General features: G+C 66.1%; 24 protein-coding genes and 1 riboswitch. Of the genes, 6 read left to right on the top strand and 18 right to left on the bottom strand.

Features of this window, described 5'->3' with window-relative positions; all coding sequences use genetic code 11:
• Positions 1-3: 3 nt before the first annotated feature.
• The 4 genes from dnaG to AC4D2M_RS06515 form a co-directional block, all read right to left on the bottom strand.
• Positions 4-2,058: a DNA primase gene (gene dnaG, locus AC4D2M_RS06530; protein ID WP_490890796.1), complete on the bottom strand. Its 2,055-nt coding sequence runs from the start codon at positions 2,056-2,058 to the stop codon at positions 4-6.
• Positions 2,059-2,119: 61 nt separating this feature from the next.
• Positions 2,120-3,400, bottom strand: a complete 1,281-nt coding sequence (locus AC4D2M_RS06525) for a deoxyguanosinetriphosphate triphosphohydrolase (protein WP_490890946.1) — start codon at positions 3,398-3,400, stop codon at positions 2,120-2,122.
• A 73-nt stretch (positions 3,401-3,473) separates the two neighbouring features.
• Positions 3,474-4,652: a tRNA dihydrouridine synthase DusB gene (gene dusB / locus AC4D2M_RS06520; protein ID WP_490890795.1), complete on the bottom strand. Its 1,179-nt coding sequence runs from the start codon at positions 4,650-4,652 to the stop codon at positions 3,474-3,476.
• A gap of 41 nt (positions 4,653-4,693) precedes the next feature.
• Complete coding sequence (locus AC4D2M_RS06515) at positions 4,694-6,088, bottom strand: YibE/F family protein (protein ID WP_490890794.1); 1,395 nt, start codon at positions 6,086-6,088, stop codon at positions 4,694-4,696.
• 168 nt (positions 6,089-6,256) lie between these two features.
• Between AC4D2M_RS06515 and AC4D2M_RS06510 the strand changes: the two genes are divergently transcribed.
• Positions 6,257-7,012: an alpha/beta hydrolase gene (locus AC4D2M_RS06510; protein ID WP_490890793.1), complete on the top strand. Its 756-nt coding sequence runs from the start codon at positions 6,257-6,259 to the stop codon at positions 7,010-7,012.
• A 6-nt stretch (positions 7,013-7,018) separates the two neighbouring features.
• Here AC4D2M_RS06510 and AC4D2M_RS06505 read toward each other — a convergent pair whose 3' ends face one another.
• Together AC4D2M_RS06505 and AC4D2M_RS06500 are read right to left on the bottom strand one after the other, a co-directional pair.
• The gene (locus tag AC4D2M_RS06505; protein WP_490890792.1) at positions 7,019-7,936 is read right to left on the bottom strand and encodes a GNAT family N-acetyltransferase; all 918 of its coding nucleotides are present in this window, start codon (positions 7,934-7,936) and stop codon (positions 7,019-7,021) included.
• Positions 7,937-9,337, bottom strand: a complete 1,401-nt coding sequence (locus AC4D2M_RS06500; RefSeq protein ID WP_490890791.1) for a glycine--tRNA ligase — start codon at positions 9,335-9,337, stop codon at positions 7,937-7,939.
• 312 nt (positions 9,338-9,649) lie between these two features.
• Here AC4D2M_RS06500 and AC4D2M_RS06495 point away from each other — a divergent pair, with 312 nt between their 5' ends.
• Positions 9,650-10,081 carry a universal stress protein gene (locus tag AC4D2M_RS06495; RefSeq protein WP_490890790.1) on the top strand — a complete coding sequence of 144 codons (432 nt, stop codon included), beginning with the start codon at positions 9,650-9,652 and terminating at the stop codon, positions 10,079-10,081.
• Positions 10,082-10,129: 48 nt separating this feature from the next.
• Here AC4D2M_RS06495 and AC4D2M_RS06490 read toward each other — a convergent pair whose 3' ends face one another.
• Entirely contained in the window at positions 10,130-10,303 is a 174-nt protein-coding gene (locus AC4D2M_RS06490) for a hypothetical protein (RefSeq protein WP_490890789.1), read from the bottom strand.
• A 219-nt stretch (positions 10,304-10,522) separates the two neighbouring features.
• Between AC4D2M_RS06490 and AC4D2M_RS06485 the strand changes: the two genes are divergently transcribed.
• Positions 10,523-12,148 carry a M28 family peptidase gene (locus tag AC4D2M_RS06485; RefSeq protein ID WP_490890788.1) on the top strand — a complete coding sequence of 542 codons (1,626 nt, stop codon included), beginning with the start codon at positions 10,523-10,525 and terminating at the stop codon, positions 12,146-12,148.
• Positions 12,149-12,220: 72 nt separating this feature from the next.
• On the opposite strand, the gene AC4D2M_RS06480 is transcribed toward AC4D2M_RS06485, so the two are convergent.
• Positions 12,221-13,189 (bottom strand): DMT family transporter, encoded by a 969-nt coding sequence (locus AC4D2M_RS06480; RefSeq protein ID WP_490890787.1) that lies wholly within the window; start codon positions 13,187-13,189, stop codon positions 12,221-12,223.
• Between the two features lie 61 nt (positions 13,190-13,250).
• On the opposite strand from AC4D2M_RS06480, the gene AC4D2M_RS06475 reads away from it, so the two are divergent.
• Complete coding sequence (locus AC4D2M_RS06475; protein ID WP_490890786.1) at positions 13,251-13,472, top strand: RNA-binding S4 domain-containing protein; 222 nt, start codon at positions 13,251-13,253, stop codon at positions 13,470-13,472.
• Positions 13,473-13,537: 65 nt separating this feature from the next.
• Here AC4D2M_RS06475 and AC4D2M_RS06470 read toward each other — a convergent pair whose 3' ends face one another.
• The 4 genes from AC4D2M_RS06470 to metX all read right to left on the bottom strand — a co-directional run bounded on the left by AC4D2M_RS06470 (position 13,538) and on the right by metX (position 16,593).
• A complete protein-coding gene (locus AC4D2M_RS06470; protein ID WP_490890785.1) occupies positions 13,538-14,152 on the bottom strand; it encodes a class I SAM-dependent methyltransferase in 615 nt (204 codons plus the stop codon).
• A 39-nt stretch (positions 14,153-14,191) separates the two neighbouring features.
• Positions 14,192-14,911, bottom strand: a complete 720-nt coding sequence (locus tag AC4D2M_RS06465) for an alpha/beta hydrolase (RefSeq protein WP_490890784.1) — start codon at positions 14,909-14,911, stop codon at positions 14,192-14,194.
• Positions 14,853-15,353 (bottom strand): HNH endonuclease signature motif containing protein, encoded by a 501-nt coding sequence (locus AC4D2M_RS06460; RefSeq protein WP_490890783.1) that lies wholly within the window; start codon positions 15,351-15,353, stop codon positions 14,853-14,855. Before AC4D2M_RS06460 ends, AC4D2M_RS06465 begins: the two co-directional genes overlap by 59 nt.
• A 94-nt stretch (positions 15,354-15,447) precedes the next feature.
• Positions 15,448-16,593 (bottom strand): homoserine O-acetyltransferase MetX, encoded by a 1,146-nt coding sequence (gene metX, locus AC4D2M_RS06455; RefSeq protein ID WP_490890782.1) that lies wholly within the window; start codon positions 16,591-16,593, stop codon positions 15,448-15,450.
• Between the two features lie 15 nt (positions 16,594-16,608).
• Positions 16,609-16,743: riboswitch (SAM riboswitch) on the bottom strand.
• A gap of 312 nt (positions 16,744-17,055) precedes the next feature.
• On the opposite strand from metX, the gene AC4D2M_RS06450 reads away from it, so the two are divergent.
• Positions 17,056-17,697, top strand: a complete 642-nt coding sequence (locus AC4D2M_RS06450; RefSeq protein WP_490890781.1) for a VOC family protein — start codon at positions 17,056-17,058, stop codon at positions 17,695-17,697.
• Between the two features lie 22 nt (positions 17,698-17,719).
• On the opposite strand, the gene AC4D2M_RS06445 is transcribed toward AC4D2M_RS06450, so the two are convergent.
• From AC4D2M_RS06445 to AC4D2M_RS06430, 4 genes are all read right to left on the bottom strand, one after another.
• On the bottom strand, positions 17,720-18,508 hold the full coding sequence (locus AC4D2M_RS06445; RefSeq protein ID WP_490890780.1) for a CPBP family intramembrane glutamic endopeptidase: 789 nt from the start codon (positions 18,506-18,508) through the stop codon (positions 17,720-17,722).
• A gap of 68 nt (positions 18,509-18,576) precedes the next feature.
• Entirely contained in the window at positions 18,577-19,833 is a 1,257-nt protein-coding gene (hutI, locus tag AC4D2M_RS06440) for an imidazolonepropionase (protein ID WP_490890779.1), read from the bottom strand.
• On the bottom strand, positions 19,830-21,224 hold the full coding sequence (locus AC4D2M_RS06435; protein WP_490890778.1) for a formimidoylglutamate deiminase: 1,395 nt from the start codon (positions 21,222-21,224) through the stop codon (positions 19,830-19,832). The genes hutI and AC4D2M_RS06435 overlap by 4 nt, the downstream gene beginning before the upstream one ends.
• Positions 21,221-22,441: an allantoate amidohydrolase gene (locus AC4D2M_RS06430; RefSeq protein ID WP_490890777.1), complete on the bottom strand. Its 1,221-nt coding sequence runs from the start codon at positions 22,439-22,441 to the stop codon at positions 21,221-21,223. The genes AC4D2M_RS06435 and AC4D2M_RS06430 overlap by 4 nt, the downstream gene beginning before the upstream one ends.
• A 124-nt stretch (positions 22,442-22,565) precedes the next feature.
• Here AC4D2M_RS06430 and AC4D2M_RS06425 point away from each other — a divergent pair, with 124 nt between their 5' ends.
• Positions 22,566-22,946, top strand: a complete 381-nt coding sequence (locus tag AC4D2M_RS06425) for a VOC family protein (RefSeq protein ID WP_490890776.1) — start codon at positions 22,566-22,568, stop codon at positions 22,944-22,946.
• 22 nt (positions 22,947-22,968) lie between these two features.
• Here AC4D2M_RS06425 and hutU read toward each other — a convergent pair whose 3' ends face one another.
• Both hutU and AC4D2M_RS06415 read right to left on the bottom strand, forming a co-directional pair.
• Positions 22,969-24,651 (bottom strand): urocanate hydratase, encoded by a 1,683-nt coding sequence (gene hutU, locus AC4D2M_RS06420; protein WP_490890775.1) that lies wholly within the window; start codon positions 24,649-24,651, stop codon positions 22,969-22,971.
• On the bottom strand, positions 24,648-25,340 hold the full coding sequence (locus AC4D2M_RS06415) for an IclR family transcriptional regulator (protein ID WP_490890774.1): 693 nt from the start codon (positions 25,338-25,340) through the stop codon (positions 24,648-24,650). The genes hutU and AC4D2M_RS06415 overlap by 4 nt, the downstream gene beginning before the upstream one ends.
• Positions 25,341-25,410: the final 70 nt, after the last annotated feature.

The raw sequence follows: 25,410 nt of genomic DNA, 5'->3' as shown, positions 1-25,410 counted from the left end.
CCGCTAGTCGGAGCGCAGCGCGCGGCGTTCCATTTCAAGCTCCATCAGCTCCCGTTGCAGCTGCCGGTAGAGCTCGGGATCCGCCGCCGCGTCGACCCGCTGAAGCGCGCTCAGCTTCTCGGCCTTCAGACGGGTGATGCGAAGCTCGGACAGCCCGTTGAGGATGGCGCGGCAGTACATCGTCAGCCCGTCTCCGTCCGTGGCGGGCAGCGGAGTCACAGCGAGTTCGCTGACGAACCCCCGCAGCATCTCCGGGACCTCCTGACGCACGCGTTCCACCCAGTTCGACGCCGAGCCGGACCCATCCGTACCGCCCGTCCCGGCGGCCCGCACAGCGTCGTGGAGCGCCGCATAGGCCGGGACCGAGAACCGGGAGTCCGCGAACCGTTCCCACTGGCTCTCTTCCAGCAACTGCGGATACTGCAGGACCACCTCAAGAGCCTCGCGCTCCATGCGCGCTACCGGGTCGCGAGGGTCGGGACGGCGGAACTGCGGCACGTCCTCAGAGGGTTCCGGACCGCCGGCGTTATTGGGAAACCCGCCCGTACCGTCCTGCGGACCAGCCGGCTGCGCGTCCGAAGTTACTGCACGACGCCGGCCGTCGCCCTGGGAGCTCTGGCTCCCCCATGAGCCCTGGTTCCCCCGGTTCCCCTGGTTCCCCCGGGAACCCTGACTGCCGTGAGTGCCTTGCGAGTCCTGTGTCGGCTGCGCGTTCCGCTTCGCTGCGGAAGTCACCGCACGAGCTACCTGGTCCTCGCCGACGAACTGCATTCCGAGCCAGCGGGAAAGCTCGCGCGTGTAGACGGATCTCAGGGACACGTCGCGAATATTGGCCACAATCGGTGCGGCGTGCCGGAGGGCCTTCATCTGCCCCTCGCCGGTGGAGAGATCGAACTGGTCGAAGGATGCCTTGATTGCGAACTCGAACAGTGGGCGGCGCGTGCTGATGAGATCCTGTACCGCCTGATCTCCGGCGCTTTGCCGGAGCTCGCAGGGGTCAGCTCCGCCTGCCCCGACGGCGACGTAGGTCTGTGCGTTGAATCTCTGGTCTTCCTCGAAGGCCCGCAGGGCGGCCTTCTGCCCGGCTGCGTCACCATCGAAGGTGAAAATGACCTCTCCCCCAGTGCCGTCGTCGGACAGGAGCCGCCGCGCGATCTTGATGTGCTCGGCTCCGAAGGCCGTACCGCAGGTTGCCACGGCGGTGCCCACCCCGGCCAGGTGGCACGCCATGACGTCGGTGTAGCCCTCCACCACCACGAGCTGGCGGGATTTGGCGATCTCCCGCTTGGCGAGGTCAATCCCGTAGAGCACCTGGGACTTCTTGTACAGGGTGGTCTCCGGGGTATTCAGGTACTTCGGGCCGGGGTCATCCTCGTACAGCTTGCGCGCTCCGAACCCCACCGTGTCTCCGGTGATGTCCCGGATAGGCCACATCAGCCGTCCGCGGAAACGATCGTAGAGCCTGCCGGCATTGTTGGACGAGACGCTGAACATGCCGGTCAACTTCAGCTCATCCAGCGTGAATCCGCGGCCGGTCAGGTGATTGAGCAGCCCGTCCCACCCCTGGGGCGCGTAGCCGACGCCGAAATGCTCAGCGGCGGACCGGTCGAAGCCCCGCTCCTGAAGGAAGGCGCGTCCTGTTGCCGCCTCGGGAGTCAGGAGCTGGTCGCGGTAGAACTCCGCGGCGATCTTGTGGGCGTCAAGGAGACGCTGCCGCCTTCCCGCGTCCTCCCGGCGGGGCCCGGTGCCGCCGTCCTCATAACGGAGGTCGAAGCCGATGCGCGCGGCCAGTTTCTCGACCGTCTCAGCGAAGGACGTGTGGTCCATCTTCTGCACAAAGGAGATGACGTCGCCGCCCTCACCGCATCCGAAGCAGTGGTAGGAGCCCATGTGCGGGCGGACATGGAACGACGGCGACCGCTCGTCGTGGAACGGACAGAGCCCCTTCCAGGAACCCACGCCCGCGGACTTGAGGGTGACGTAACCGTCCACCACTTCCTTGATGTCGGTGCGCTGGCGAACCTCATCGATATCTTCGCGCTTGATGAGTCCGGCCATGCCATCCAGTCTAGGTGTAGGGTGCCTGCTCCCGCCGTCGGGGTTGCCTTGCCTGGGATCGTTACCAGAGGGCAGGGACGGGCCCGACGACTCTCTCGTGCAGGGCGAGCGCGGACGCGTCTGTGAGGGATGCAACCTGGTCGATCACCACGCGGAGCCGGGAGTCATCGTCCTCTGCCGTGCGCCAGTCGGCTGCGAACATTGGCTCCAGGTAGCGGTCGCCGGCCGCAGCCATCTGCTGCACGAGGGATGACAACACTTCGCGTTGGCGTTCGTAAATGGGCTGGCGGTGGACGCTCGTCATCACGTAGGTGGTGGCCAGGCCCTTCATGACCGCGATCTCGGTGACCGTATCCTCCGGGACCACCATCTCCGCGGCGTACCTGGTGAGAGGGTCGGTGCCGTAGATTCCCCGGGTGGTCTCCAGGGCGCTGAGGCAGAAGCGTCCGATGAGCTGGCTGGTCATGTTCTTCAGCGCGGCCATGGCCTTGCGGCTGCCGTCAGCCTCACGGACCCACACGTCCGTCGCCTCCAGGCGCGCCAGGGCGGCGTCGACGGCGGCCGGATCCGAGTGCGGCAGGTACCACTGCTGCGTGTACCCGACGACGCGCGCGCGGTGGTCCGGGCTGTCCATCCATTTGAGCTGGAAGTGTCCGGCGACGATTGCGTCCTCGACATCATGGACCGAGTAGGAGATGTCGTCGGCGAGGTCCATCACCTGCGCTTCGAGGCAGGACCGACCGGCCGGCGCTCCCTGCCGCAGCCAGGCGAAAACGGGCAAGTCATCTTCGTAAGCGCCGAATTTGGAGGTTCGGTGGCCGTGAATCACGGGGGCGTCCGTGGCCGTCCACGGGTATTTGCAGGCAGCGTCAAGGCTGGCACGGGTGAGGTTGAGCCCTGCGGGGGTGTCATCGGCCCGGATGACCTTCGGCTCCAGCCGGGTGAGCAGCCGGAGGGTCTGGGCATTGCCTTCGAACCCTCCGATGGAGTGCGCAAGATCGTTGAGGGTGGCCTCCCCGTTGTGCCCGAACGGCGGATGTCCGAGGTCGTGGGACAGGCAGGCAGCGTCCACGATGTCGGGGTCACAGCCGAGCGACCGTCCCAGTTCCCGCCCCACCTGGGCCACCTCGAGGCTGTGCGTCAGCCGGGTTCGAACGAAGTCGTCGGTATCGGGTGCAACGACCTGCGTCTTCGCGCCAAGCCGGCGTAACGCTGAGGAGTGCAGCACGCGGGCGCGGTCACGCTCGAAATGCGTACGGTGAAGGCTCTTGGGCGCCTCATCGACCCAGCGCTGCATGTCGGCGTCCGTGTAGCCGGGAGTAATCGGCGACTGACGGCCCAGGTACTCTTTGGGCTCACTGCGCTCATTGCGGCCACGGCGTTCATTGCTGGTGTTGCGCACGTACTCCCCTGCCCTATCCACCGGATACGTCGACTTCCGCGGCGGCGATATCCGCCTGCTGCGCGGGGTTCAGTTGCCGGGCTTCCAGCCACCGGTCCGGCAGGGAGGTGCGCTTGGGCGAGCCGGCCCGCCCGCGCGGGCCTTCGGCGTCGGCTCCGGGGTACGGCGAGGTGCGGTCCAACTGGTCAAGCAGACCCCGCAGGACCTCGAGCGTCGGAACCGTGGCGAGCGCGGCCCGCAGGTCGCCGCCCACCACGTAGCCCTTGAAGTACCAGGCCATGTGCTTGCGGATATCGCGCAACGCCATCATCTCGTTGCCGAATGTGTCGACCAGCAGTTCCGCGTGCCGGTATACGGTGTCGGCCACCTGGCCGAGGTCAGGACGGTGGCGTTCGTCTTTGCCCTCGAAAGCGTTCATAAGGTCACCGAACAGCCAGGGCCTGCCCTGGCACCCCCGACCGATGACGACGCCGTCGACGCCGGTCTGCTGCACCATGCTGATGGCGTCTTCGGCGCTCCAGATATCACCGTTGCCCAGCACAGGGATGTCCGGCAGCACCTCCCGCAGTTCCGCGATGGCGTTCCAGTCGGCCTTGCCGGAGTAGAACTGCGACGCCGTGCGCCCGTGGAGCGCGACGGCGGCCACACCCGCGTCGCGCGCGATCTTGCCCGCCTCGCGGAAGGTCAGATGATCCTCGTCGATGCCCTTGCGCATCTTGATGGTCAGTGGGATGTCCCCCCGTGAGGCTTCCCGTACCGCCGTCTGAACGATTCCTGTGAAGAGGTCGATCTTCCAGGGCAGCGCCGCTCCGCCGCCCTTCCGGGTGACCTTCGGGACGGGGCAGCCGAAGTTCAGGTCGATGTGGTCCGCACGGTCTTCTTCCACGAGGATGCGGACGGCGGCACCGACCGTCTTGGGATCCACACCGTACAGCTGGACGGACCGGACTTTCTCGTCGTCGTCGTGGGAGATGATGCGCAGGGATTCCGGGTTGCGTTCAACTAGCGCCCGTGACGTCACCATCTCCGAGACGTACAGGCCGCCGCCGTACTCGCGGCAAAGCCGTCGGAACGCTGTATTGGTGATGCCGGCCATGGGAGCAAGAACCACCGGGGTATTGACGGTTATCCCGCCCAGGCGCAGCGGCGGCAGGTCGAGCCGCGTGGCGGTAGTTGTTGGTGCAATGCTCACCCGTCCATTGTCGCAAGGCGGGGCAAATCGAGGGACGGGAGTTAGAGCTGCCGGTGTTCGCGCAGCTCACGGCGACTCGGCAGGGCACCGGCCGGAACGCTCCCGGCCTCGCCACTCCATGCCTCGCTGGAGTTCTCGGCAGCGAGCGTGGCGGGGGTGGGTTCGTCGTCGGGTCCAGTCACGGAAGTGCGCGTCGGGACATCGATGCCGACCGCTTTGACCACCAGAACGGCAATCAGCGTGGTGACCGGAATGGCCAGAACAAGCCCGATCGACCCCACCAGCGTGCGCACGACCTCCTCGACCAGCTCGCCGCTGGTCAGCGTGCCCACCAGCGAGCTGTCCTGCAGAGATACCAGGATCAGCAGGGGCAGGGCGGCACCCGCATAGGCAAACGCAATGGTGTAGACGGTCGAGGCAATGTGGTCCCGGCCAATCCGCATGGCTCCAGCGAACAGCCGGCGGGTGGAAGTCCCCGGCGCCAGCTCGTAGAGTTCCCAGACCGCGGAGGACTGCGTGATCGTCACGTCGTTGAGCACACCGAGCCCGGAGATGATCAGCCCGCAGAGGATGATCCCGGAGAGAGAGACCTGCGGCGCAGCGTTGATGAGGGCGCTGGAACTGTCGCTGCCGACGCCGGTGAGGTTCGCTGTGTCGGTTGCCCACGCAGCCAACAACGCGGTGATCGCCAGCCCGAAGATCGTCCCAAGCAACGCCGTCGAGGTACGCGCGGAAAACCCGTGCGCAAAGTAAAGGACACCGAACATGATCACCACGGAACCGACCAGCCCCAGCAGGAGCGGCGGCTTACCCTCGACAAGTCCCGGGAGCATAAACTGCGCCAGCACGATCAGCGCACCGACCAGCCCGATGATCGCGCGCAGCCCGCGCCACCGGGCAACAGAAACAACGACGACGGCGTAGAGCACCGCGAGCGCAGCGACAGGGAGGGTGCGAACGAAGTCCACAAAGATGTATGGGGCACCGGCGCCGCTGATGACCCCTTCAAGGTTGAGGTAGCGGATGGAATCACCCGCTTCGACCTGTCCGGACCGGGCTATTTCCGGGTTGAGTTCCACCGGTACGGCGGAACCGCCGGCGTTGGGCTGAGTGTAGGCAACCAGACACTGCTGTGCCTCTCCGCCTGCGTCAACGGTCGGCTGGGAGGAAGGGCAGTCCTCAAGAACCACGCGCTGCACGGTACCCACGTCCATCGACGTGCCCGGCGCCGTGGCGAGCGGGTTGGCGGCCGTGATGTCGGACCGGTCGGCGCCGGGCCACAGCATGACCATTCCGATGAGTGTGATGATGCCGAGTGGGACAAGAATTGCGGCGAGGAGAAAATTCGCCCGCCGGCGCGTTCCCATCAGGGCGGCGTTCTGCTCTGAACTGCGGGAGGAGACCGAGTCCGACGGATGGATATGGCTGTGGCCCACAACTCCCCTTGCTGTCGGTGTACTACTGGCAGGATGGAGACCGCCATCCTGCTGTTGCGTGATTCCCCCAGAGGATTCTACGCAGTCAGGTGGTGGTGGACCGAGATTTGCACAGTCGTTGGAGGGACGCGGTTGGAATTGACGCCGAAAGGGATCCAAGGAGGATTAATGGCGAAGGAGCGGTTCAGCGAGGCCGATGAGGATGCGGCCGGTGCGATCGCGCATGCGCCGGAGGTGATGGTCCGCACGGCCGCTGCTCCTGTCCGCGGAGTTGCACTGGTGCTGCACGGAGGCCGCGCCAACAGTTTCGAGCCGGTGCGGTCCCGGCATTTGAGCCCGGCGCGCATGGTTCCGTTAGGGCGCCTGCTGCACTCGTGGGGATCCGCTGCCGGCCTTGAGACCTGGAGCCTGCGTAACCGCGTGCGGGGGTGGAATGGCGAGCACATGTCCCCGCTGCACGATGCGAGGTGGGCACTGGAACAGATCCGCGAACGACGGGCCGGCCTGCCCGTGTACCTGCTGGGGCACTCAATGGGAGGGCTCACAGCACTGTGCGCGGCGGACGACCCGCAGGTGCGCACGGTGGTCGCCCTTGCTCCCTGGGTGGACAGCACAACACCCACCCGGCAGTTGGCCGGCCGCCGGGTCCTGATTGTCCACGGCGACACGGACCGCTGGACGTCGCCCCGGCAGTCCCTGCGCTACGCACAGCGGATCCAACACGTAGCCGACGACGTCCGGTACGTCACCCTCGCAGGGGCCGGCCACTTCATGCTCACGAAGGTTTCCGTGTGGCACGAACTCAGCGCGTCCTACGTTTTGGAGACCTTCTCGCGCGACACCGGCGCCACCGTGAACCCGAGGCACCTGCGCCGGGCAACCGATCTCCTCGCCCAGCGGTCCCCGCTCGGCGTGACCCTGTGACTTCCCCTAGTCGCTGACGACGCGGGTCTCGGCAACAACCTCAGCGGAACCGGTAGCCAGAAGCGGATCCAGTACCTCCACCAGTGCCGTCATCGAATCATCGACCTCCACCTGCACCGGGTACTGATACACCAGCATGGCCAGCAGGGACGCCACCGCGGCGCTCTGCTCGCTGGGCGGCAGGGTGGGATCGTATCCGATCAGTACATCGGCCGGGGCGTCCGTCCGGCTCTGCGTGTAGCTGAGTGCAAAGGCGGCGATGGTACCGCCCTGGTTCTTCGGCCGATCCCGAAGCACCACTGCCCCACCGGCACCAGCGGTGTCCGCAAGCAGGAACTGCTGCGCCTGCCCCAGGGTCATGTCGGCGGGATCCCAGGTATGCACCGCGTTGTACCACTCGGTTACGGCCTGGGTGAGTTCAACGGAACCGGTGGCGGCTTCCTCCAGTTGCGGGCCGTCGTCGTCGGTGAAGTCCGGAACGGCGAGCGCACCGGGAACAACCTCGACGACCCGGGATCGCTGAATCTCGCGGAGACCGGCCGCCTCGGCGAAGGCTGCGCCGTCTGACCCCGAAACCACTTTTGCCCGTAGCGTGGACACGCCCGACGGCGTCTGAGCGGCTTCATGGCGGAGCAACCCCAGGAGCGTGGCGCCAATTCCCGCACGTCGATGGTCCATGCCGACCTCGACGTAGGCCCAGAGCCGCTGATTGTGCAGCTTCGGCTCGAAGACATATCCAGCAGCGACCGGCACCGTGACCGGGCCGACTACGTCTTCGGCAACGATGCAGCGCAGCCAAGGGGAATCAGCCGAGGGCCTGAACACTGCCCGTGACTGCTCGGCCTGCGGGTTCTCCGGGCCGCCCCACACCTGAAGGAGTTCGAGGTCATCGCCGTCGCGCCAGGGGCGGTACTGGATGGCCACTTACGCGCCCACCAGCCGCTGGGCGAGGTAGCCCTCGACCTTGTCGAGGGAAACCCGCTCCTGCGTCATGGTGTCCCGTTCGCGAATGGTGACGGCCTGGTCCTCGAGGGTGTCGAAGTCAACGGTGATGCAGAACGGTGTGCCGATTTCGTCCTGGCGGCGATAGCGGCGGCCAATGGCGCCGGCGTCGTCGAAGTCGATGTTCCAGTTCTTCCGCAGCTGCGCTCCCAGATCTTTCGCCTTCGGCGAGAGGTCCTCGTTGCGGCTGAGGGGAAGCACGGCAGCCTTCACCGGGGCGAGCCGCGGATCAAGCTTGAGCACGGTGCGCTTGTCCACGCCGCCCTTTGCATTCGGAGCCTCGTCCTCAGCGTAGGAGTCCACAAGGAACGCCATGAAGGAACGGGTCAGACCGGCGGCGGGCTCGATGACGTACGGGGTGTACCGCTCGTTGGTTCCCTGGTTGAAGTAGCTCAGGTCGGTGCCCGAGTGCTTCGAGTGGGTGGTGAGGTCGAAGTCCGTGCGGTTGGCGATGCCCTCGAGCTCGCCCCATTCCGAGCCCTGGAATCCGAAGCGGTACTCGATGTCCGTGGTGCCCTTGGAATAGTGGCTCAGCTTCTCCTGCGGGTGGACGAAGAGCCGCAGGTTGTCCGGGTTGATGCCCAGACCCGTGTACCAGTCGAACCGTTCCTTGATCCAGTACTCGTGCCATTCGTCGTCCGTGCCGGGCTCTACGAAGAACTCCATCTCCATCTGCTCGAACTCACGGGTGCGGAAGATGAAGTTTCCGGGCGTGATTTCATTGCGGAAGCTCTTGCCGATCTGGCCGATGCCGAACGGGGGCTTCTTCCGGGAGGTGGTGAGCACGTTGTTGAAGTTCACGAAGATGCCCTGGGCGGTTTCGGGCCGCAGATAGTGCAGGCCTTCCTCGTTGGCGACGGGACCAAGGAAGGTCTTGAGCAGTCCGGAGAACTCCTGCGGCTCAGTCCACTGGCCCCGGGTGCCGCAGTTGGCGCAGGCGATGTCAGCAAGACCGTTCTCCGCGGGCCGGCCCTTCTTCTCCTCGTACTCTTCCTCGAGGTGGTCTGCACGGTAGCGCTTGTGGCAGGAGAGGCACTCCACCAACGGGTCGGAGAACACCTCGACGTGGCCGGATGCCTCCCATACCTGGCGGGGTAGGATGACCGAGGAATCCAGGCCGACGACGTCCTCACGACCGCGCACCATGGACTGCCACCACTGGCGCTTGATGTTTTCCTTCAGCTCGGCTCCGAGAGGGCCATAGTCCCACGCGGACCGGGAACCGCCGTAGATTTCACCGGCCTGGAAAACGAAGCCGCGCCGCTTGGCGAGGGAGATGATTGGGTCCAGGGCGGAAGCCTGCTTGGCCACGATGAATGCCATCCTCTACATGTTTGGACAGGCCGCTGGGTGCGGTCGTCGATGTGCCGCCGGGCAGTGCAGCAGGCGGGATCAAACGCGAACTGCCGCACGGAACCGGGAGGGCGAAGCTACCACCTTAGCCTACCGAAACCCCTCCGACGACGACCCCCTGTGAGCGGGACCCGACCCCGGGTAGGCAGGGACACCGGCCTCCGTAATAAATCCGAAGGAGGGTATCGCACTCATACTGATAGAGGTGTGACCTGTTGGGTCACACCTTCAAGCTGAGGTTCCGGCACCACGTTGGGTGTCGAGTATGGAGGAGGACGCACCATGGCAGGCATCGTAATTGTGGGAGTCGATGGAAGTGACACGGCGTACAGGGCCGCTTCCCGGGCCGCTGATCTGGCAGAGGCCCTTGGAGCCGAGCTCGTTGTGCTCAGCGCCCACGCCACTGACAACACCGAGGTTGTGAAGATTGGGAGCGACACCTACATACTCGATGACGCGGAACGTGCGCTGTCGATGGCCGGGAAGATTGCGGAGCGGCTGCGTGAAGACCACGCTGCCCTGGCGATCCGTCCCGCTGCCCGGCACGGTAAACCTCAGGACGCCCTGATAGAGGAAGCGCAGCGTTCCGGTGCCCAGCTGTTGGTAGTGGGCAATGTCGGGATGAAGGGGCTCGGCCGCGTCCTGGGCAGCGTAGCAAGCAGCGTTGTGCACAAGGCACCATGCGACGTACTGGTCGTGAGGACCGCTTCCTGACCCGACGCCGCCCAGGACTCCGGCGGTGGGCCGAAGAAAGTGCTGAGCCTACCGCCGGTTGAGGATGCCGCGGATCATTCCACCCACGCCTCCGGAACCGCCACGGTTGACGCCGCCCCTTCCGGTTCCCGTTCTGCCGGTCCCTGTGGATCGCCGGGTGGTTCCACCGGACCTGCCACCCAGGCGGCCAGCGGCGCTCTTGATCATGTTGCTCAGTCCCATGAGAGTCTCCTTTGCGTAGAACTATTCCCACGTTGGGACTTCTGACCTTACGCGCCTCCGCAACGGTTATCTACAGCCGATCTACCGGCCAGTAAGGCTCCCTTGACGCAGCAGGAGAAGTGTCCATAGATTGAGCGAACCCCCTGTGTCGTGATCCGCGTCACAGGGGGTTCGAGTGCCTGCGACCGCAGGCGCACCTTTGCGACAGAAGGAACAACGGTGATCCCAAACGCTCTACTCAAGCGCGCCCATTTTGGGCGAGCATCGCTGGCATTTCTCGGTGGACTTACTCTCGTTGTCACAGGCGGGCTGGCAGCAACGGCAGGACCTACCCACGACAACAGCAACAACAACACCTCCCAGAAACTACGCACCGCCGTCTCGGCGGACCGCGTGGTGGGCCACCTCGACGCACTGGACGCGATCGCCCTGTCCAATGGCGGAACCCGGGTGTCCGGAACCCAGGGCTACAACGACTCCGTGGACTACGTGGTCGCGACGTTGCAGGCAGCGGGGTACTCCCCCGTCGTGCAATCCTTCACCTTCCCCTATTTCCAGGAGCTGAGTCCTTCGGTTCTCGCGCAGACCAGCCCGGACTCCCAGGTGTACCCTGCTGATTCCTTCGCAACCATGACGTACTCGGGGGCAGGAAACGCGACCGGCGTGATCACCACGGTCGACACCACCGGCGCCGTCGGCGCCACCAACACCAGCGGTTGCGAAGCCTCCGACTTCGTCGGTTTCGCCGCAGGAACAATTGCACTGGTGCAGCGGGGCAGCTGCTCCTTCGCGCAGAAGGCCAGCAATGCTGAAGCAGCCGGGGCCACTGCCGTTGTCATTTTCAACACCGGGCTGCCGGGAAGCACCGGACCGATCGCCGGCACGCTCAGCGCCCCGGGAATCGGGATTCCCGTACTCGGTGCGAGCTACGCAGTGGGCTCCGGCCTGATGGGCGAGGAGGTCACGGGGCAGGTCATCACGGACACCATCTCCGAAAACCGCGAGACCTACAACGTGCTCGCCGAGACTGCAACCGGCAACGCCGACAATGTGGTGATGGTCGGCGCCCATCTGGACAGCGTTCTGGCCGGTCCCGGCATCAACGACAACGGCACGGGAAGTGCCGCTATCCTGGCGGTCGCAGAGTCAATGCGGAAGGTCGAGACCGCCAACAAGGTCCGCTTCGCCTGGTGGGGCGCGGAGGAGCACGGACTCCTCGGCGCACGCCACTATGTGAATGAGCTCGCGGCATCCGGCGAGCTGGCGAAGGTCGGCCTGTATCTGAACTTCGACATGATCGGCTCAGCGAACTTCGGCCGCTTCGTCTACGACGGCGACAACTCCGCGTTCCCGGTAGGGCCGAGCGCAGCTGCCGGACCAGCCGGATCCGGTCAGATCGAGCAGGACTTCCACGACTACTTCGCAGCGGAGGGCCTGCCCTCCGGTGAGACCGCGTTCAGCGGCAGGAGCGATTACGGACCCTTCATCGCGCAGGGCATCCCGGCCGGTGGACTCTTCACCGGCGCCGAAGGCATCAAGACCGAGGAACAGGCTCAACTCTTCGGGGGCGTTGCCGGACTTTCCTACGATTCCTGCTACCACGCTGCCTGCGATGACACAGGCAACGTCAGTATTGAATCGCTGGATCAGATGAGCGATGCCATTGCTCACCTGACACTGACCTACGCAATGAACACGACGGCGGTGAATGGAGTCGGAGACAGTGTGAAGGGCAACTTCAAGCAGAAGGCCGGTTTCGAGGGCAACCCGCTTGGCGGCGGCACCGAGAGCGGCGGTGGCCTGCATCCGGAGCATGACCACGACCACGAGTTGGCAGACCGGTAACAGGCGGAAAGAGTAATCGGCGGGGGCGGGCCACAGGCGTGATGTGGCCCGCCCCCGTTGCTTTGGCCTGGTCTACCTGCGTTCCAGTAATCTCCGGTTCCACGGCAGCGTGGTGAGGATGATGGCGCCCAGCGCCAGGACTGGGCCCGCCACTGTGGCGAAGACAACGACGGTGCCCGCCGTCGGAAAGACAAGGTCCAGTGCAAGCGAACCGAGCAGCTGGCCAGCGATCATTCCGAGCCCTGTCAGCAGCACGCCGAGGGACCTCACGAGGAGCGCCCCGACACCGATGAACAGGCATCCCATCGGCCCGCCCATGTAGTACCACCACTCCGCCGGCAGGGAATCGGGCGGCCCGGCTATCAGCAGCTTCACCAGCCAGGCGACCAGCAGGACGACCGCTCCCGCGATGAAGTTCATGAGTGTCGCCGTAATGGGCGTGCCGTAATGAACGGCAGCGGTTCCGTTCATAGCCTGCTGGAAACTGACCAGGATGCCGGCGGTGATTGGAAGCAGCAGCGGCAGGATGAGTGCCGCCGTCGTACCTGGTTCTCCGAGCCGGGGCGAAACAGCCCAGATGACCGCCGCGACCGTGAGCGTCACTCCGATCACGCGCATGGGAGTAATCAGACGCCGTCCTCCGGGTCCTATCCCGACTCTGTCCACGGCGAGCCCGCTCAGCGTTTGTCCCATCACAGCGGCGACCGTGAACAGTGCCACTCCTAAAATCGAGATGGTGAGGGCCTGGGAGAAGACGAACAGCGCGCCGATTGTTCCGGCCGCCAGGTAGATGCGGGGAAAGCGTCGCTCACGTACCGCCGGCACCAACTGCGCAAGCCCGGCCCGTCCATGCGGGAGCAGAAGCGAAATGAGGATCATCAGTGCGAGGCCGGTGCCGAAGCTGATGAGCGCGGCCGCGAGGCCGTCGTCAAGCGTTTGCCCGAGCGCGCCGTTGATCCTGCTTTGGAGCGGAATGGCTACCCCGGAGGCCACAGCCAACGGAAGCCCGACGGCGGCGGGCAGGTGGCGGGCGTAAGACACCCGTTAACCCTAGGGCAACGTTGTGTGCGGGCAGATCGCTCTCTGCGGGCATGATGTAACCATGAGCAATGACACTGAAGTGGCTATCCGCGACTCAATGATCCGGCTGGGTCAGCTGATCAAACTGGCCAACCTTGCCGAGGACGGTGTGGAGGCCAAGGAGCTGATCGAGAACGGCCTGGTGAAGGTCAATGGTGAGATCGAGGACCGCCGCGGACGACAGCTTCACCCGGGTGATTCGGTGACTGTGAACGGGGTTACCGTCACCATAGTGCAGGGATAGCTCCACAACGACCTGTCCTCAACAGATCGCTGGTGACGGCAGGGAGGTAAGAATTGGCACAACTGTTATTCCGCGCCTTCGGCCTCGCACACTGCAACGAGGAAATCCGACGACGGCGTCCAGACCCTCAGGTCCCAGGTAGCCAGGCGCAGCGGTACGGTGAGCCCGGCACCGGCCGCGTCAGCGCGGAAGGTGTCGACGGTGTAGCCGCGCCCTGCGCCGAACCCGACAATCAAGCGCCCGTCCTTTGCCAGATGGCGGTGCAAGCGGGTTAGAACCTCCCGCGACGTACCCGGGGCCAGAAAAGGTAGGACGTTCCCCGCGCAGACGATCACGTCGAAGGGTTCCGCGGTACCGCACGCAGGCAGGTCCAACTCAGCCAGATCCCCCAGCAGCCAGGCAGACTCCGGATGGGCCGCGCGGGCAGCTTCGACCAGTTCAGCGTCGGCATCAACCCCGACCACTGTATGGCCCCGCCGGGCAAGCTCACCGCCGACTCGGCCCTGCCCGCAGCCGGCGTCGAGGATGCGGGAATTTCGGGCAGCCAGCGCGTCAATGAAGCGTGCTTCCCCGTGCAGATCCGTGCCTTGCGCGTTCAGCTGCTCAAAACGCCGGATATAGGTCGCTGAGCGGTCGGGATCCTGGCGCTTTCCTGCCTCCCAGAGCGATTCTTTTCCCATATCCGGGAGTCTAGCCCGCTAGTACGCGGCCACATGGGGTTATCTGCGGACGACCCCGGGTACGACCATCTGCAGGAACTCCCGGACGTGCTTCAGTTCCTGGGCGTTGATGCTGTGATACATGCCCGCGTAGAGAACCTTGGTGAGCTTCACGTGGCGGTTGAGCCAGCCATGGGTGAACTCGATCCTGTCCGCCGGGATGACCGGGTCTTCCTGGTCGCGGCCCCAGAAGAACGGCACAGGATTGGCGGCCAACTCACTGTCGTGAAAGAACCCGCTGTCCTCCGCCGGAACCACGAAGCCGGAAAGCCCGACGACGGCAGCATAGTCGGTAGGGCGGGCACGCAACATGGAGCTGGCCACAGCCATGCCCATCGAGAAGCCGAGCAGGGTCACACTTGAGTGCGCCTCCTTGATGGAGTCCACCCAGTCGATGACATCCTGGACCGCTGAGGTGACCTTGTCGACGGAATAGGCGGCGTCCTGCATCAACGGGAACCAGGTGAAACCCGGCCCCTGGGCTACGGGTGCGCGGAGGGAAGCCACCGTGAATTCGTCCGGCAGGAACTCGAGGATGCCCATCAGGTCTTCCTCGTTGGCCATGTGACCGTGCAGCAGCACGAGCAGGGGCGTACCCTCGCGCTCATCCTCGGGTTTCGACCAGACAACCACTGGCGCGTTTCCTGGTGCATTTCCAGGTTCAGGGACAATTCCGGAAGCGGACACAGCGGAGCCGTCGGGCGAGAGAGAATTTGTCATTGCTCCATAGTGGCACGGGTCCACGCGGCGCTACTCCAGACAACGCAGGTTGTCCCGAGGCACGGCCAAATAGCGTCGGCTCTTGTGTTGCACCTGGACCCTTTTCTGCAACGCGCCGCCCACGAATCTCGCCAGAAGGGTGGTGGCGGTTCGGCCAGGGTGGTGTAGGTTTGCCGCCGAATGAAGTGATGCCCGGTGCGCCGGCGTCGTCGTGTCCGGCGGGCCAGACGCCTTCGGTTTTGAGCATGTAGCGGAGCTTGCACCTGGGTTGGAGATTGTGAAGGGCAGTTTTCCCGCCGTGCGCCCATGGAGTGACGTGGTCGATTTCGCAGGACATCGATGAGCGGTTGCAGCCGGGATGGACGCAGGTGGGGTTGGTGATTCGTACCCAGTCCTGCAGGTGTTTGGGTGGCCGGTACCTGTCCCTGCCGACGCTGAGCACGGCCCACGTTTCCGGGTGGACCAGGATCCTGGTGAAACCGGGTGCATGCGCGGCGAGGCGGCAATCGGAAGTCAGGACACCATTGACTCGGAACTCACGCGCCGTCGTCGTCGTGGTAGAACGCGGCCTCAAGCGCCGGTTCGAGCTGAGCTATCTCGGTGAGGAACGCATCATGTCCGATTGGTGAGGCGATGGTGTGCACGGCCACGTTGCCGGGCAGGGCGGATGCCAGCTCATGCGACTGGGAGGGCCAGTACAGCCGGTCGGAGGCAACCGCCGCGACGAAGAACTTCGCCGTGGCATCGGCCAGCGCGGTGGTCAGGCTGCCGCGGCCGCGTGCGACGTCGTGGCTCATCAGCGCCTCGGTGAGGATCAGGTAGCTGTTGGCATCGAACCGTCCAACCAGCTTGTCCGCCTGATGGTCCAGGTAGCTCTCCACCTGGTAGCGGCCGCGGCCATGCGGCAGAGGTGACCCGAAAGGTTCCTCAATGCCCTGGGCCGCGCGGCCGAACCGGTGGCCGAACTCGGCCTCCGAGCGGTACGTGATATGTGCGATCCGCCGTGCCAGACCCAATCCGTGCTCCGGACCGGCCGATCCGTAGTAGTCGCCGCCGGCGAACCGCGGATCGAGCCTGATTGCCTGTACCTGAGCCTGCGCGAAGGCGATCTGCTCAGCCGTGCTTGCCGCTCCGCAGGCGATGACGGCGCAGCGCTGAACGCGTTTCGGGTAGGTCACTGCCCACTCAAGCGCCCGCGCGCCTCCCATGGAGCCGCCGAGCACCGAGTGCCACGAGTCAATACCCAGAAGGTCCGCGAGCAGCGCCTCGGCGCGCACGGAATCGCGGATGGTGACGAAGGGAAACCTCGAGCCCCACGGCCTGCCCTCCGGATCGAGCGACGCGGGGCCCGTGGACCCGTAGCAGCCGCCCAGCATATTGATGGACACGACGAAGTACCTGTCGGTGTCGATGGTCCTGCCGGGACCAACCAGGCCGTCCCACCAGCCGTCTTCTGTTGAATCTCCCCTGGCGACGTGCGAACTGCCCGTGAGCGCGTGCTCAATGAGCACCGCATTGGAGGCGTCCGCGTTGAGGGTGCCCCACGTCTCGTAGGCCAGAACGACGTCGGGCAGGTGCCCCCCGGTTTCCAGCGTGAGGGGGCCGATGGAAAGCCGCGGCACGACGACGCCGTCAACGAACTCCGCCTCGTGGTGCGGTTCCGCTGTGGTGATCCCTGTCAAACCTGCCGCCTTTGTGAATCGTGCTTGCTCCTGCACACCTCGTGCAGGGCCTGGTCGTCACCCGGGGCACCCCACCGCGAGAGGAGGGTTGCCGGACAGTAAGCCGGGGCTGGTGGCGGGAAGGAACCCACCGCACTGTCACTCGTGACCTCGTACAAGAAAACCCGACCAGGATGGGAAAGGGCAAGTATTGTGACTCGCGGTGAAATGGTCCGGCGTTCACTGGGCCGGCGGGAACGCTTGAGTGGGGCCGCCTCCGTCTATGGGCAACGGGCCGCCCCACTCAAGGGGGACGCCCAGTGGGCGTCCCTGCAGGAAACTCCGGCGGTCTCGGAACCGGGCTCCCTGTCCGCTCCACTATCCGTGGCTGACCTTGGGGTTTGCTTGGGCACTTCACCCCGATAGCTATGACTTAGGTAACCCTAAGTCGAGGCGTGCATCACAAAGTGCCAAAATGGGGCCATGCGCCTGGATCATGTGTCTTATGCCTGCGAACCCGACGGCCTGACGGCCACTGCGGACCGGATTTCCGACGCCCTGGGCGTGGAATTCGTGAAGGGTGGAGTACACCCCCGGTTCGGCACCCGCAACATGATTTGCCCACTGGCCAACGGCCAGTACCTGGAGGTTGTCGAGGTACTCGACCATCCTGCGTCGGACAAGGCACCTTTCGGCCAGGCCGTGCGTGCCCGGTCCGAGGCCGGCGGCGGCTGGATGGGCTGGTGTGTGGCCGTTGACGATCTTGCACCTTTCGAAGAGCGACTGGGCCGCAGCGCCGTACCCGGTAACCGCAAGTTCCCTGATGGTCAGGAGCTGACCTGGCAGCAGATCGGCATCAAAGGCCTGATCGCTGACCCGCAGGTTCCCTACATGATCCGCTGGGATGACGGCACGGAGTCCCTCCACCCGTCCCAGGCGCGGCCCGCGTCGGTGCGCCTCAGGGCGCTGACCATCGCAGGGTCCGCCGAGCGTGTGACGGAATGGCTCGGCACCCCCGCCAACCACCCCCTGGACGACGTTGACGTGGAGTGGATCGCCCCCAACGGCACACCGGGCATCATGTCGGTCACGTTCGAGACCCCGAAGGGCTCCGTCAGGATCTAGTCAGGGCCCGCCTCGCGCCGAGCTAGTTCCCGATGCCGATGGCAGGGCCGAACAGAGCAAAGCCGACAAAGCCCGCAATGTCGAGGAACGCATGAGCGACCACCAGCGGCATGACCCGCCTGGTGCGCGTGTAGGCGTACCCGAAGATCAGGCCCATGATTACGTTGCCGATGAACGGCCCGATCCCTTGATACAGGTGGTAGCTCCCGCGCAGGAGCGCTGAGGTCACAATGATCGCCGGGACCGACCACCCCAGTTCCCTGAGCCGCTCGAAAAGATAGCCCACCACGATCACTTCTTCCAGCACGGCATGGCGGATCGCTGAAAGCACGAGCACCGGCAAGGTCCACCAGTAGGTGTCCAGCGCCGTCGGAATGATCGCTGTGGTGACACCGAGCGCCCGCCCTGCGGCGTAGACCCCGAGGGTTCCTACGCCGATCACCATTGCCAGCGCCACTCCCAGACCGAAGTCGACTTTCGGCTTGCTGAATGTGAAGCCGATCCGGCGGAACGCCGATTTCCCCGGCTCGGTGAGCAGGAAGAGCACCAGCACCACGGGTACCAGCGCGAAGAAGATCCCCAGTAGCTGATAGGTGAGGTCGAAGTACTGCCGGTCGTCGAGGGTGGGATTGAGCCTCGTCGTCTGCACAGACAGCGGTGCGCGGGTCAGCTTGTCAATCAGCTCAACCACGGCATAGACACCCGCCTGCCCGAGGGACAGGCCCAGGACAATCAGGATTTCGGCTTTGATCCTCTTCCGGCCGGCAGCCGGCAACAACGACGACGGCTGGCTGGTTTCGGCGGTTGGCATGCCTTCATGGTGCCGTACGGTCCCCCGCCAGCCAAAGCCCGCAGAAGACCCCCTCCCCGTGAAGTTTTTCAACGCAGGCGGTGTCCGCGGCGCCATACCGCGCGGGTCAACTGCATTCCGGGGCGGTACGCGAGGTGAGTTGCGGAGGGGGCATCCAATACCTGCAGGTCCGCCCGGTGGCCCACTGCAAGGGAACCCACGGCGAGCGAGCTCCCCGCGGCCGAGCCGCGGGCAAGGGAGCCGGCGTCGTGCGTGGTTTGGTCCCGGTGGAGGGCGAGGGCACCTCCGTAGGTGGCTGCGCGAACAGCCTCGTGGACGGTGAGGCCCATCTGCAGCACGGCCGTAGCCACGCAGAAGGCCATGGACGTGGTGTAGGACGTACCGGGGTTGCAGTTCGAAGCGAGCGCGATCGGCACGCCGGCGTCCAGTAGCCGGCGGGCGGGCGCGAGCGGTTGCCGCGTGGACAGGTCGCAGGCGGGCAGGCACGTGGCCACGGTGCCGCGGGCGCCGGCACCGCCGTCCCAATCCGCCCACGAAGCGGCGAGCGCGTCGATGTCCGACGACGTCAGGTAGTTCACGTGGTCGACGCTGGCCGCCTGCTCGTCCACCGCAAGCTGCACCCCCTCCCCCGGTCCCAGCTGGTTGCCGTGTACCCGCAGGCCCAGGCCGGCCTCCTTGCAGGCGCGGAGTACTTCCCTGCTCTGCTCGGGTGTGAAGGCGCCGGTTTCGCAGAAGACGTCGGCCCACTGCACGTACGGGCGGACGGCGCGCAGCATCGGTCCGGTGACCGTCCTCACGTAGTCATCCGCGGACCATCCCTGCGGGACGAGATGCGCTCCGAGGAAGGTCACCTCGTCGGCCGTTGCGGCGGCAATCCGCGCGCTGCGTGCCTCTTCCTCCACATCGAGCCCATAGCCGGTCTTGGTTTCCAGGTAGGTAGTGCCGGCGGACGCAGCCTCGTCAGCGCGCTGGGCTACCAGGACGCCCAGTTCCTCGTCCGATGCGCGGCGGGTAGCCTCCACCGTGACGGAGATGCCGCCGGCGGCGTACGACTTCCCGGCCATCCGTGCTTCGAATTCCGCGGTGCGGTCACCGGCGAACACCAGGTGGGTGTGGCTGTCCACCCAGCCTGGCAGGCAGGCGCGGCCGCCGGCGTCGTACTGTTCATCAGCTGCCGGTGCGTTCCGGGAGGGGCCGATCCAGGCGATGCGCTCGCCCTCCAGGACGACGGCGGCATCCGCCAGCACGCGGTGCTCGGCGTCCTGCGTCATGAGTTCGCCGATGTTGGTGATCAGCGTTGAGACCTCACCCGTAGTTCCCGTCATGCCTGTGCCTTCCCTGCCGTTGCTTCCTCATCGAGCCGGGCGACGGCGTCAGCCAGCAAGCGGGCCGGATTTCCCAGCCTCACGTGATGCCCGTTGCGGGCGAGCACTTTCCCACCGACGACGACGGCGGTGACATCCTGCGCAGTGGCCGTCAGTGGGAGCTGGTCCGGGTGGGAGCCGGCTGTGCGTGCTGTCGCGGGGTCAAGAGCCACCAGGTCGCAGACCTGCCCCGGTTCCAGCCCGGCCGCCGGGCGGCCCTGCGCTCTGGAGCCTCCCGCTGAGGCGGCTCGCACCAGGTCGGCGGGTGAGAATCGTCCGCGCTGTCCGCCGGCCAGCCGCTCGCCGTGTTCCAGCGCCCGCATTTCAAGCCAGGGGTCGACGACGGCGTGCTGGTCGGTGCCCAGCGCCACCACCGCGCCGGCGTCCTGCAGTGCCCGTGCCGGGCCGATGCCGTCAGCGAGGTCCGCTTCCGTGGTGGGACACATGGCCACGGTTACCCCTGCCTGCCCGAGGAGGCCGACGTCCTCCGCGGTCAGGTGCGTGGCGTGAACCGCCGTCAGCCGGTCCGAGAGCAGGTGGTGCCGGGCCAGCAGGCCGGTCGGGGTGGTTCCGCTGGCGGCGAGGCAGTCGCGGTTCTCGGCGGGCTGCTCGGAGAGGTGGATGTGCAGCGGCACGTCCGTCGGAAGGTTCTGTGCGATGTGCACGAGTGCACGTTCATGGACAGCTCGGACGGAGTGCAGGGCTGCGCCGACGCATACCTGGGAGGCATCGAAGCTCCCGCTGATCGCCTTGCGGAGGGAGTGCCATCGGGAGAGCCAGACCTCGGCACTGCCATCGGTGAACCGGGCCTGTTCCGGCAGGACCGGCGCGCCGAAGCCGGACGAGAGGTAGCAGGTGTCCAGCAGCGTCAGGCGGATGCCGGCGTTGACCGCGGCGCGGGCCAGTGCGAACTCCATGGCGTGCGAACCGTCGCCGTGCGCGTTTCGGCTGTCCGACAGAGAGTACGGCGTGCCGTCCGGGCGGTGGTGCAGGTAGTGAAACTCGGCGACGCTGGTCCAGCCGGCCGTCACCATCTCGGTGTAGACAGCGGTGGCCAGTTCCTCGTACAACTCCGGCGTAAGGACGCCTGCCGCCTGGTACATTGCTTCGCGCCAGGTCCAGAACGTGCCGGTACCGGAGTGGGTTCGGCCGCGGAGAACCCTGTGGAACGCATGGGAGTGGGCGTTGGCCGCTGCCGGGAAGACAACGCCGTCCAGCCGCAGGTCACCGGGTCCGCATTCACTTCCGCGAGTCACCCGGCGGACGATGCCGTCACCGTCGATCTCGGCGCGGACACCGGCGGCGATGTCTCCCGGCTCCAGCCAGGCCTGCTCACACCACACGGCTTTCAAAGCAGCCGCTCCAGTACGTCGGCGAGGGCAACTGCACCGGAGTCGGCGTCGTCGGATTCGACGTGTTCCTCGGGCGAATGGCTGATGCCGGTCGGGTTGCGCACGTACAGCATGGCCGAGGGCACGTGCGCGGCGAGGATGCCGGCGTCGTGCCCGGCGCCGGTAGGCAGGCCCGGAGCGCCGGGGTTGGCGAGTTGCAACTGCCGCTGGAGTTCACCGTCGAAGGTGACGGTTCCGCTCACCGACTCCCGGGTCAGTGCCGCCCTGCACCCCTCAAACGCCGCCGCTTTCTGGGCCTGGCCGTGAATCGTTTCCACGAGCGCGGCGGTGGTGGCGTCGTCCGGGTGCCGGACGTCTATCCAGAGGTCCACCCGGGAGGCGATCACGTTGGTGCCCCCTGGAATCGGCTGGATCCGGCCGACCGTGGCGCGTGCCTCGGGGGTAGCCGCGGCGGTCTTCCGGATTGCGAGGATGACCTGGGCCGCGGCCACCATGGGGTCGGCGCGGTCCTCCATGAGGGTGGTGCCGGCGTGGTTGCCCTGCCCCGTGATCGTCAGCTTCCACCGCCCGTGGCCGATGATCGAGGTGCCGACGGCTATGGGGAAATCGAGGTCGATCAGTCCCCGGCCCTGCTCGACGTGGAGTTCCACGAAGTCACCGATCCGGCGGAGCGCCTCGTCATCCTTGCCGAGACGGGCAGGATCCAGCCCGTTGGCGCGGGCGGCTTCTGCGAAGGTGACGCCGTCGGGATCCCTGAGGTTCCGTGCGGTGTCGGCGTCGATGCTTCCCGTCAGCAGCCGCGAGCCCAGGCAGGCCACGCCGAAGCGCGAGCCTTCCTCTTCAGGGAAGACTGCGACGGCGAGCGCCCGCTGAGGCTGGACACCGCGCTCTTTCAAAAGGTCGACGGCGGCGAGAGCGGAGGCGACACCGAGCGGCCCGTCGAAGGCGCCGCCGCCGGGGACGGAATCCAGGTGGCTGCCGGTGACGAGCGCGCCGTCGCGGGTGGAACTGTCTTCCGTACCGGGAATGTCCCACCACGCCCAGAGGACGCCATTGCGGTCGGTCTCGACGTCCAGGCCGCGGCGGGCCGCCTCCTGCTGGAACCAGGACCTCAGGTCGAGCTCCGCGGTGGAGAATACAGGGCGGGAATAGCCGCCGCGGACGGCGTCGCGTCCGACGTCCTCGATCGATCCCAGCAGGCTGCTTACGCTCTCCAAAAGGTTTTTTCCTTCCCGTATTCGGACGTTCTTCGCGGGGTCCCCTCTTACCCCTATCAAGATTGGGCGAGCAGGCCTAGACTCGCCAGCACACTGCTATCGACGATCAATGGAGGAGTTCATCGTGAGCGGACGTGTTGTACATTTTGAGATCCCTTTCGACGACGGCGACCGTGCCCGGAAGTTCTACAGCGAAACGTTCGGCTGGACCACGTCGCAGATGCCCGAGTTTGACTACACTGCCGCGGTCTCCGGACCGACCACCGAGCAGGGGATGCCCGAAGTGCCCGGCTTCATCAACGGCGGCATGTTCAGGCGCGACGGCGGTCCGTTGTCCGGCCCCATCATCACCATCGAGGTCGAGAGCATTGCGGACACCCTGAGGAAGATCGAGTCGCTCGGCGGCTCCGCTGTCGGAGAGAAACTGGCCGTGGGAGGTATGGGTTTTGCAGCGTACTTCCGCGATCCCGAAGGCAATGTGATGGGACTCTGGCAGAACGCCTAGCCCCTGGCCGGCGGGTCCGGCGTCAACTCTGCATGGGGATGCGGACTCCACGCTCACGGGCCACCTCCTGTGCGCGCTCGTAACCCGCGTCGACATGGCGGATGACACCGGTTCCCGGGTCATTGGTCAGGAGCCGCTCGAGCTTCTCTGCGGCGAGCGCCGTTCCGTCGGCGACTGACACCTGCCCGGCGTGGATGGAGCGGCCGATGCCGACACCGCCGCCATGGTGGATCGACACCCAGGTGGCGCCGGACGCGGTGTTGAGCAGTGCGTTCAGCAGCGGCCAGTCGGCGATGGCGTCTGAACCGTCGGCCATGGATTCGGTCTCACGGTACGGCGATGCAACGGAACCCGAGTCGAGGTGGTCCCGGCCGATCACGATCGGTGCGGATACCTTGCCCTCGGCGACGAGCCGGTTGAAGAGGAGGCCGGCCTTTGCGCGGTCGCCGTAACCGAGCCAGCAGATGCGTGCGGGAAGACCTTCGAACTCCACAAGCTCTCCGGCGGCATCGAGCCAGCGGTGCAGGTGTTCGTTCTCCGGGAACAGTTCCTTGAGTGCGGCGTCGGTCACGGCGATGTCCGCCGGATCACCCGACAGCGCTACCCAGCGGAAGGGGCCGAGGCCCTCGCAGAAGAGCGGCCGAACATAGGCGGGAACGAAGCCGGGGAATTCGAAGGCCCGCTCGTAGCCGCCCTTGCGCGCCTCGTCCCGGATGGAGTTGCCGTAGTCGAAAACCGTCGCTCCGGCGTCCTGGAACCCGACCATCGCCTCAACGTGCCTCGCCATGGACGTCTGGGCCTTCTTGGTGAAGCCGTCCGGGTCACTGGATGCTTCCCGCCCCCATTCGTCGACGCCGACACCTTCGGGGAGGTAGCTCAGCGGATCATGGGCGGAGGTCTGGTCCGTCACGATGTCGATGGTGAACTCGCCATTGCGCTGCCGCTCCAGCAGCGCAGGCAGTATCTCGGCGGCATTTCCGACGACGCCCACCGACAGCGCGCGCTTCTCGCGCTTCGCTTCCAGGACCTGCGCGAGGCCGTCCTCAAGGTCGGTGGCGACGACGTCGAGATAGCGTTTTGCGGCCCGCCTGCGCAGGCGGGTTTCGTCGACGTCGATGATCAGGACCGCGCCGCCGTTGACGGTGACCGCCAGCGGCTGGGCACCGCCCATGCCGCCGCACCCCGCAGTGAGGGTCAGGGTGCCTGCGAGCGTCCCGCCGAAACGGGCCCTCGCCACGGCGGCGAAGGTTTCATACGTCCCCTGCAGGATTCCCTGCGTGCCGATGTAGATCCAGGATCCGGCGGTCATTTGCCCGTACATCATGAGCCCCTCGGCCTCCAGCCGGCGGAACTCGGGCCAGGTGGCCCAGTCCCCCACGAGGTTGGAGTTGGCGAGGAGAACGCGCGGCGCCCACGGGTTGGTGCGGAAGACACCGACCGGTTTGCCCGACTGGACCAGGAGCGTTTCATCCTCCTCGAGATCCTTCAGTGTCGCGACGATTGCGTCATACGCCTCCCAGCTGCGCGCTGCCCGCCCGGTGCCGCCGTAGACCACAAGGTCTTCCGGCCGCTCGGCGACCTCGGGATCAAGGTTGTTCATCAGCATGCGCAGGGGCGCTTCGGTCTGCCAGCTTTTCGCGGACAGCTCGGTGCCGCGCGGTGCGCGCACGGTGCGCGAGGGATCGTGCTGGGTGAATCCGGTCATGACGGTGCTCCTGTTGTCGGGTGCTCGTTCGTAAGGGGTGCTTCAGTGCCCTGCGGGGCGGTGAGGATTCCGGCCGCTTCGGCGGCGACCTGGTGGCCGATCCGCCGCGCGCCCTCGTCGCTGATCCGGTAGCTCGGCACGACGACGCTGAGTGCTGCAACCACTTGGCCGCCCGAGACGACGGGGGCAGCGATCGCGGTCACGTCCGGCTCGATGCCGTTGCTGACCACCACAAAACCGTTCGCCGGCGTCTCTCCGCTGAGGACCGCCCCTGCGGCGGAGCCTTCCAGCGGGATGCTCCGTCCCACCCAGCTGGTGTGGCGGACGGAGTGGGTTCCCTCCCGGACGGAGAGGTAGATGCCGTGGCCGTCGTGGGAAGGGACGTTGAGGTAGGCCGACTCCCCTGTTGAACCGACCAGCCGTTGAAGTGCTCCCTCGGCCAGCGACACGAGCGATTCGTGCGAGAGCGCCTGTGCGCCGAGCTGAACCACGCGCATACCGGGCCGGTAGCCGTCGTCGTCGCGGCGGACAAAGCCGGTGCCCTCCAGCGTGCGCAACAGGCGCAGCGCGGTGGAGGCCGAGAGACCGGCGTCGCGCGCAGCGTCGGCGAGGGTCACCGACCCACGGTCGCACACCGTCCCGAGGAGCAACAGCGCCCGCTCGACGGTGCGGGTGGAGGTATCCGCCACAGTTCTTTCCTTGCGTTCGAAGCCAATTTGTATTTCACTTATTGAAACGCTCATTTCATTAGTTGGCAAG

It is taken from the genome of Arthrobacter sp. TJ-270, from assembly GCF_058269075.1.
This window is presented reverse-complemented; position numbering and strand designations above follow the sequence as displayed.

Bases quoted from the DNA above. Each gene is read 5' to 3' on its own strand.
- AC4D2M_RS06500 (WP_490890791.1), bottom strand. From the start codon at position 9,337: ATGGCATTCATCGTGGCCAAGCAGGCTTCCGCCCTGGACCCAATCATC.
- AC4D2M_RS06450 (WP_490890781.1), top strand. From the start codon at position 17,056: ATGCGCCTGGATCATGTGTCTTATGCCTGCGAACCCGACGGCCTGACG.
- AC4D2M_RS06510 (WP_490890793.1), top strand. From the start codon at position 6,257: ATGGCGAAGGAGCGGTTCAGCGAGGCCGATGAGGATGCGGCCGGTGCG.
- AC4D2M_RS06470 (WP_490890785.1), bottom strand. From the start codon at position 14,152: ATGGGAAAAGAATCGCTCTGGGAGGCAGGAAAGCGCCAGGATCCCGAC.
- AC4D2M_RS06465 (WP_490890784.1), bottom strand. From the start codon at position 14,911: ATGACAAATTCTCTCTCGCCCGACGGCTCCGCTGTGTCCGCTTCCGGA.
- AC4D2M_RS06475 (WP_490890786.1), top strand. From the start codon at position 13,251: ATGAGCAATGACACTGAAGTGGCTATCCGCGACTCAATGATCCGGCTG.
- hutI (WP_490890779.1), bottom strand. From the start codon at position 19,833: ATGACGGGAACTACGGGTGAGGTCTCAACGCTGATCACCAACATCGGC.
- AC4D2M_RS06490 (WP_490890789.1), bottom strand. From the start codon at position 10,303: ATGGGACTGAGCAACATGATCAAGAGCGCCGCTGGCCGCCTGGGTGGC.
- dnaG (WP_490890796.1), bottom strand. From the start codon at position 2,058: ATGGCCGGACTCATCAAGCGCGAAGATATCGATGAGGTTCGCCAGCGC.
- AC4D2M_RS06495 (WP_490890790.1), top strand. From the start codon at position 9,650: ATGGCAGGCATCGTAATTGTGGGAGTCGATGGAAGTGACACGGCGTAC.
- AC4D2M_RS06445 (WP_490890780.1), bottom strand. From the start codon at position 18,508: ATGCCAACCGCCGAAACCAGCCAGCCGTCGTCGTTGTTGCCGGCTGCC.
- hutU (WP_490890775.1), bottom strand. From the start codon at position 24,651: ATGACCGGATTCACCCAGCACGATCCCTCGCGCACCGTGCGCGCACCG.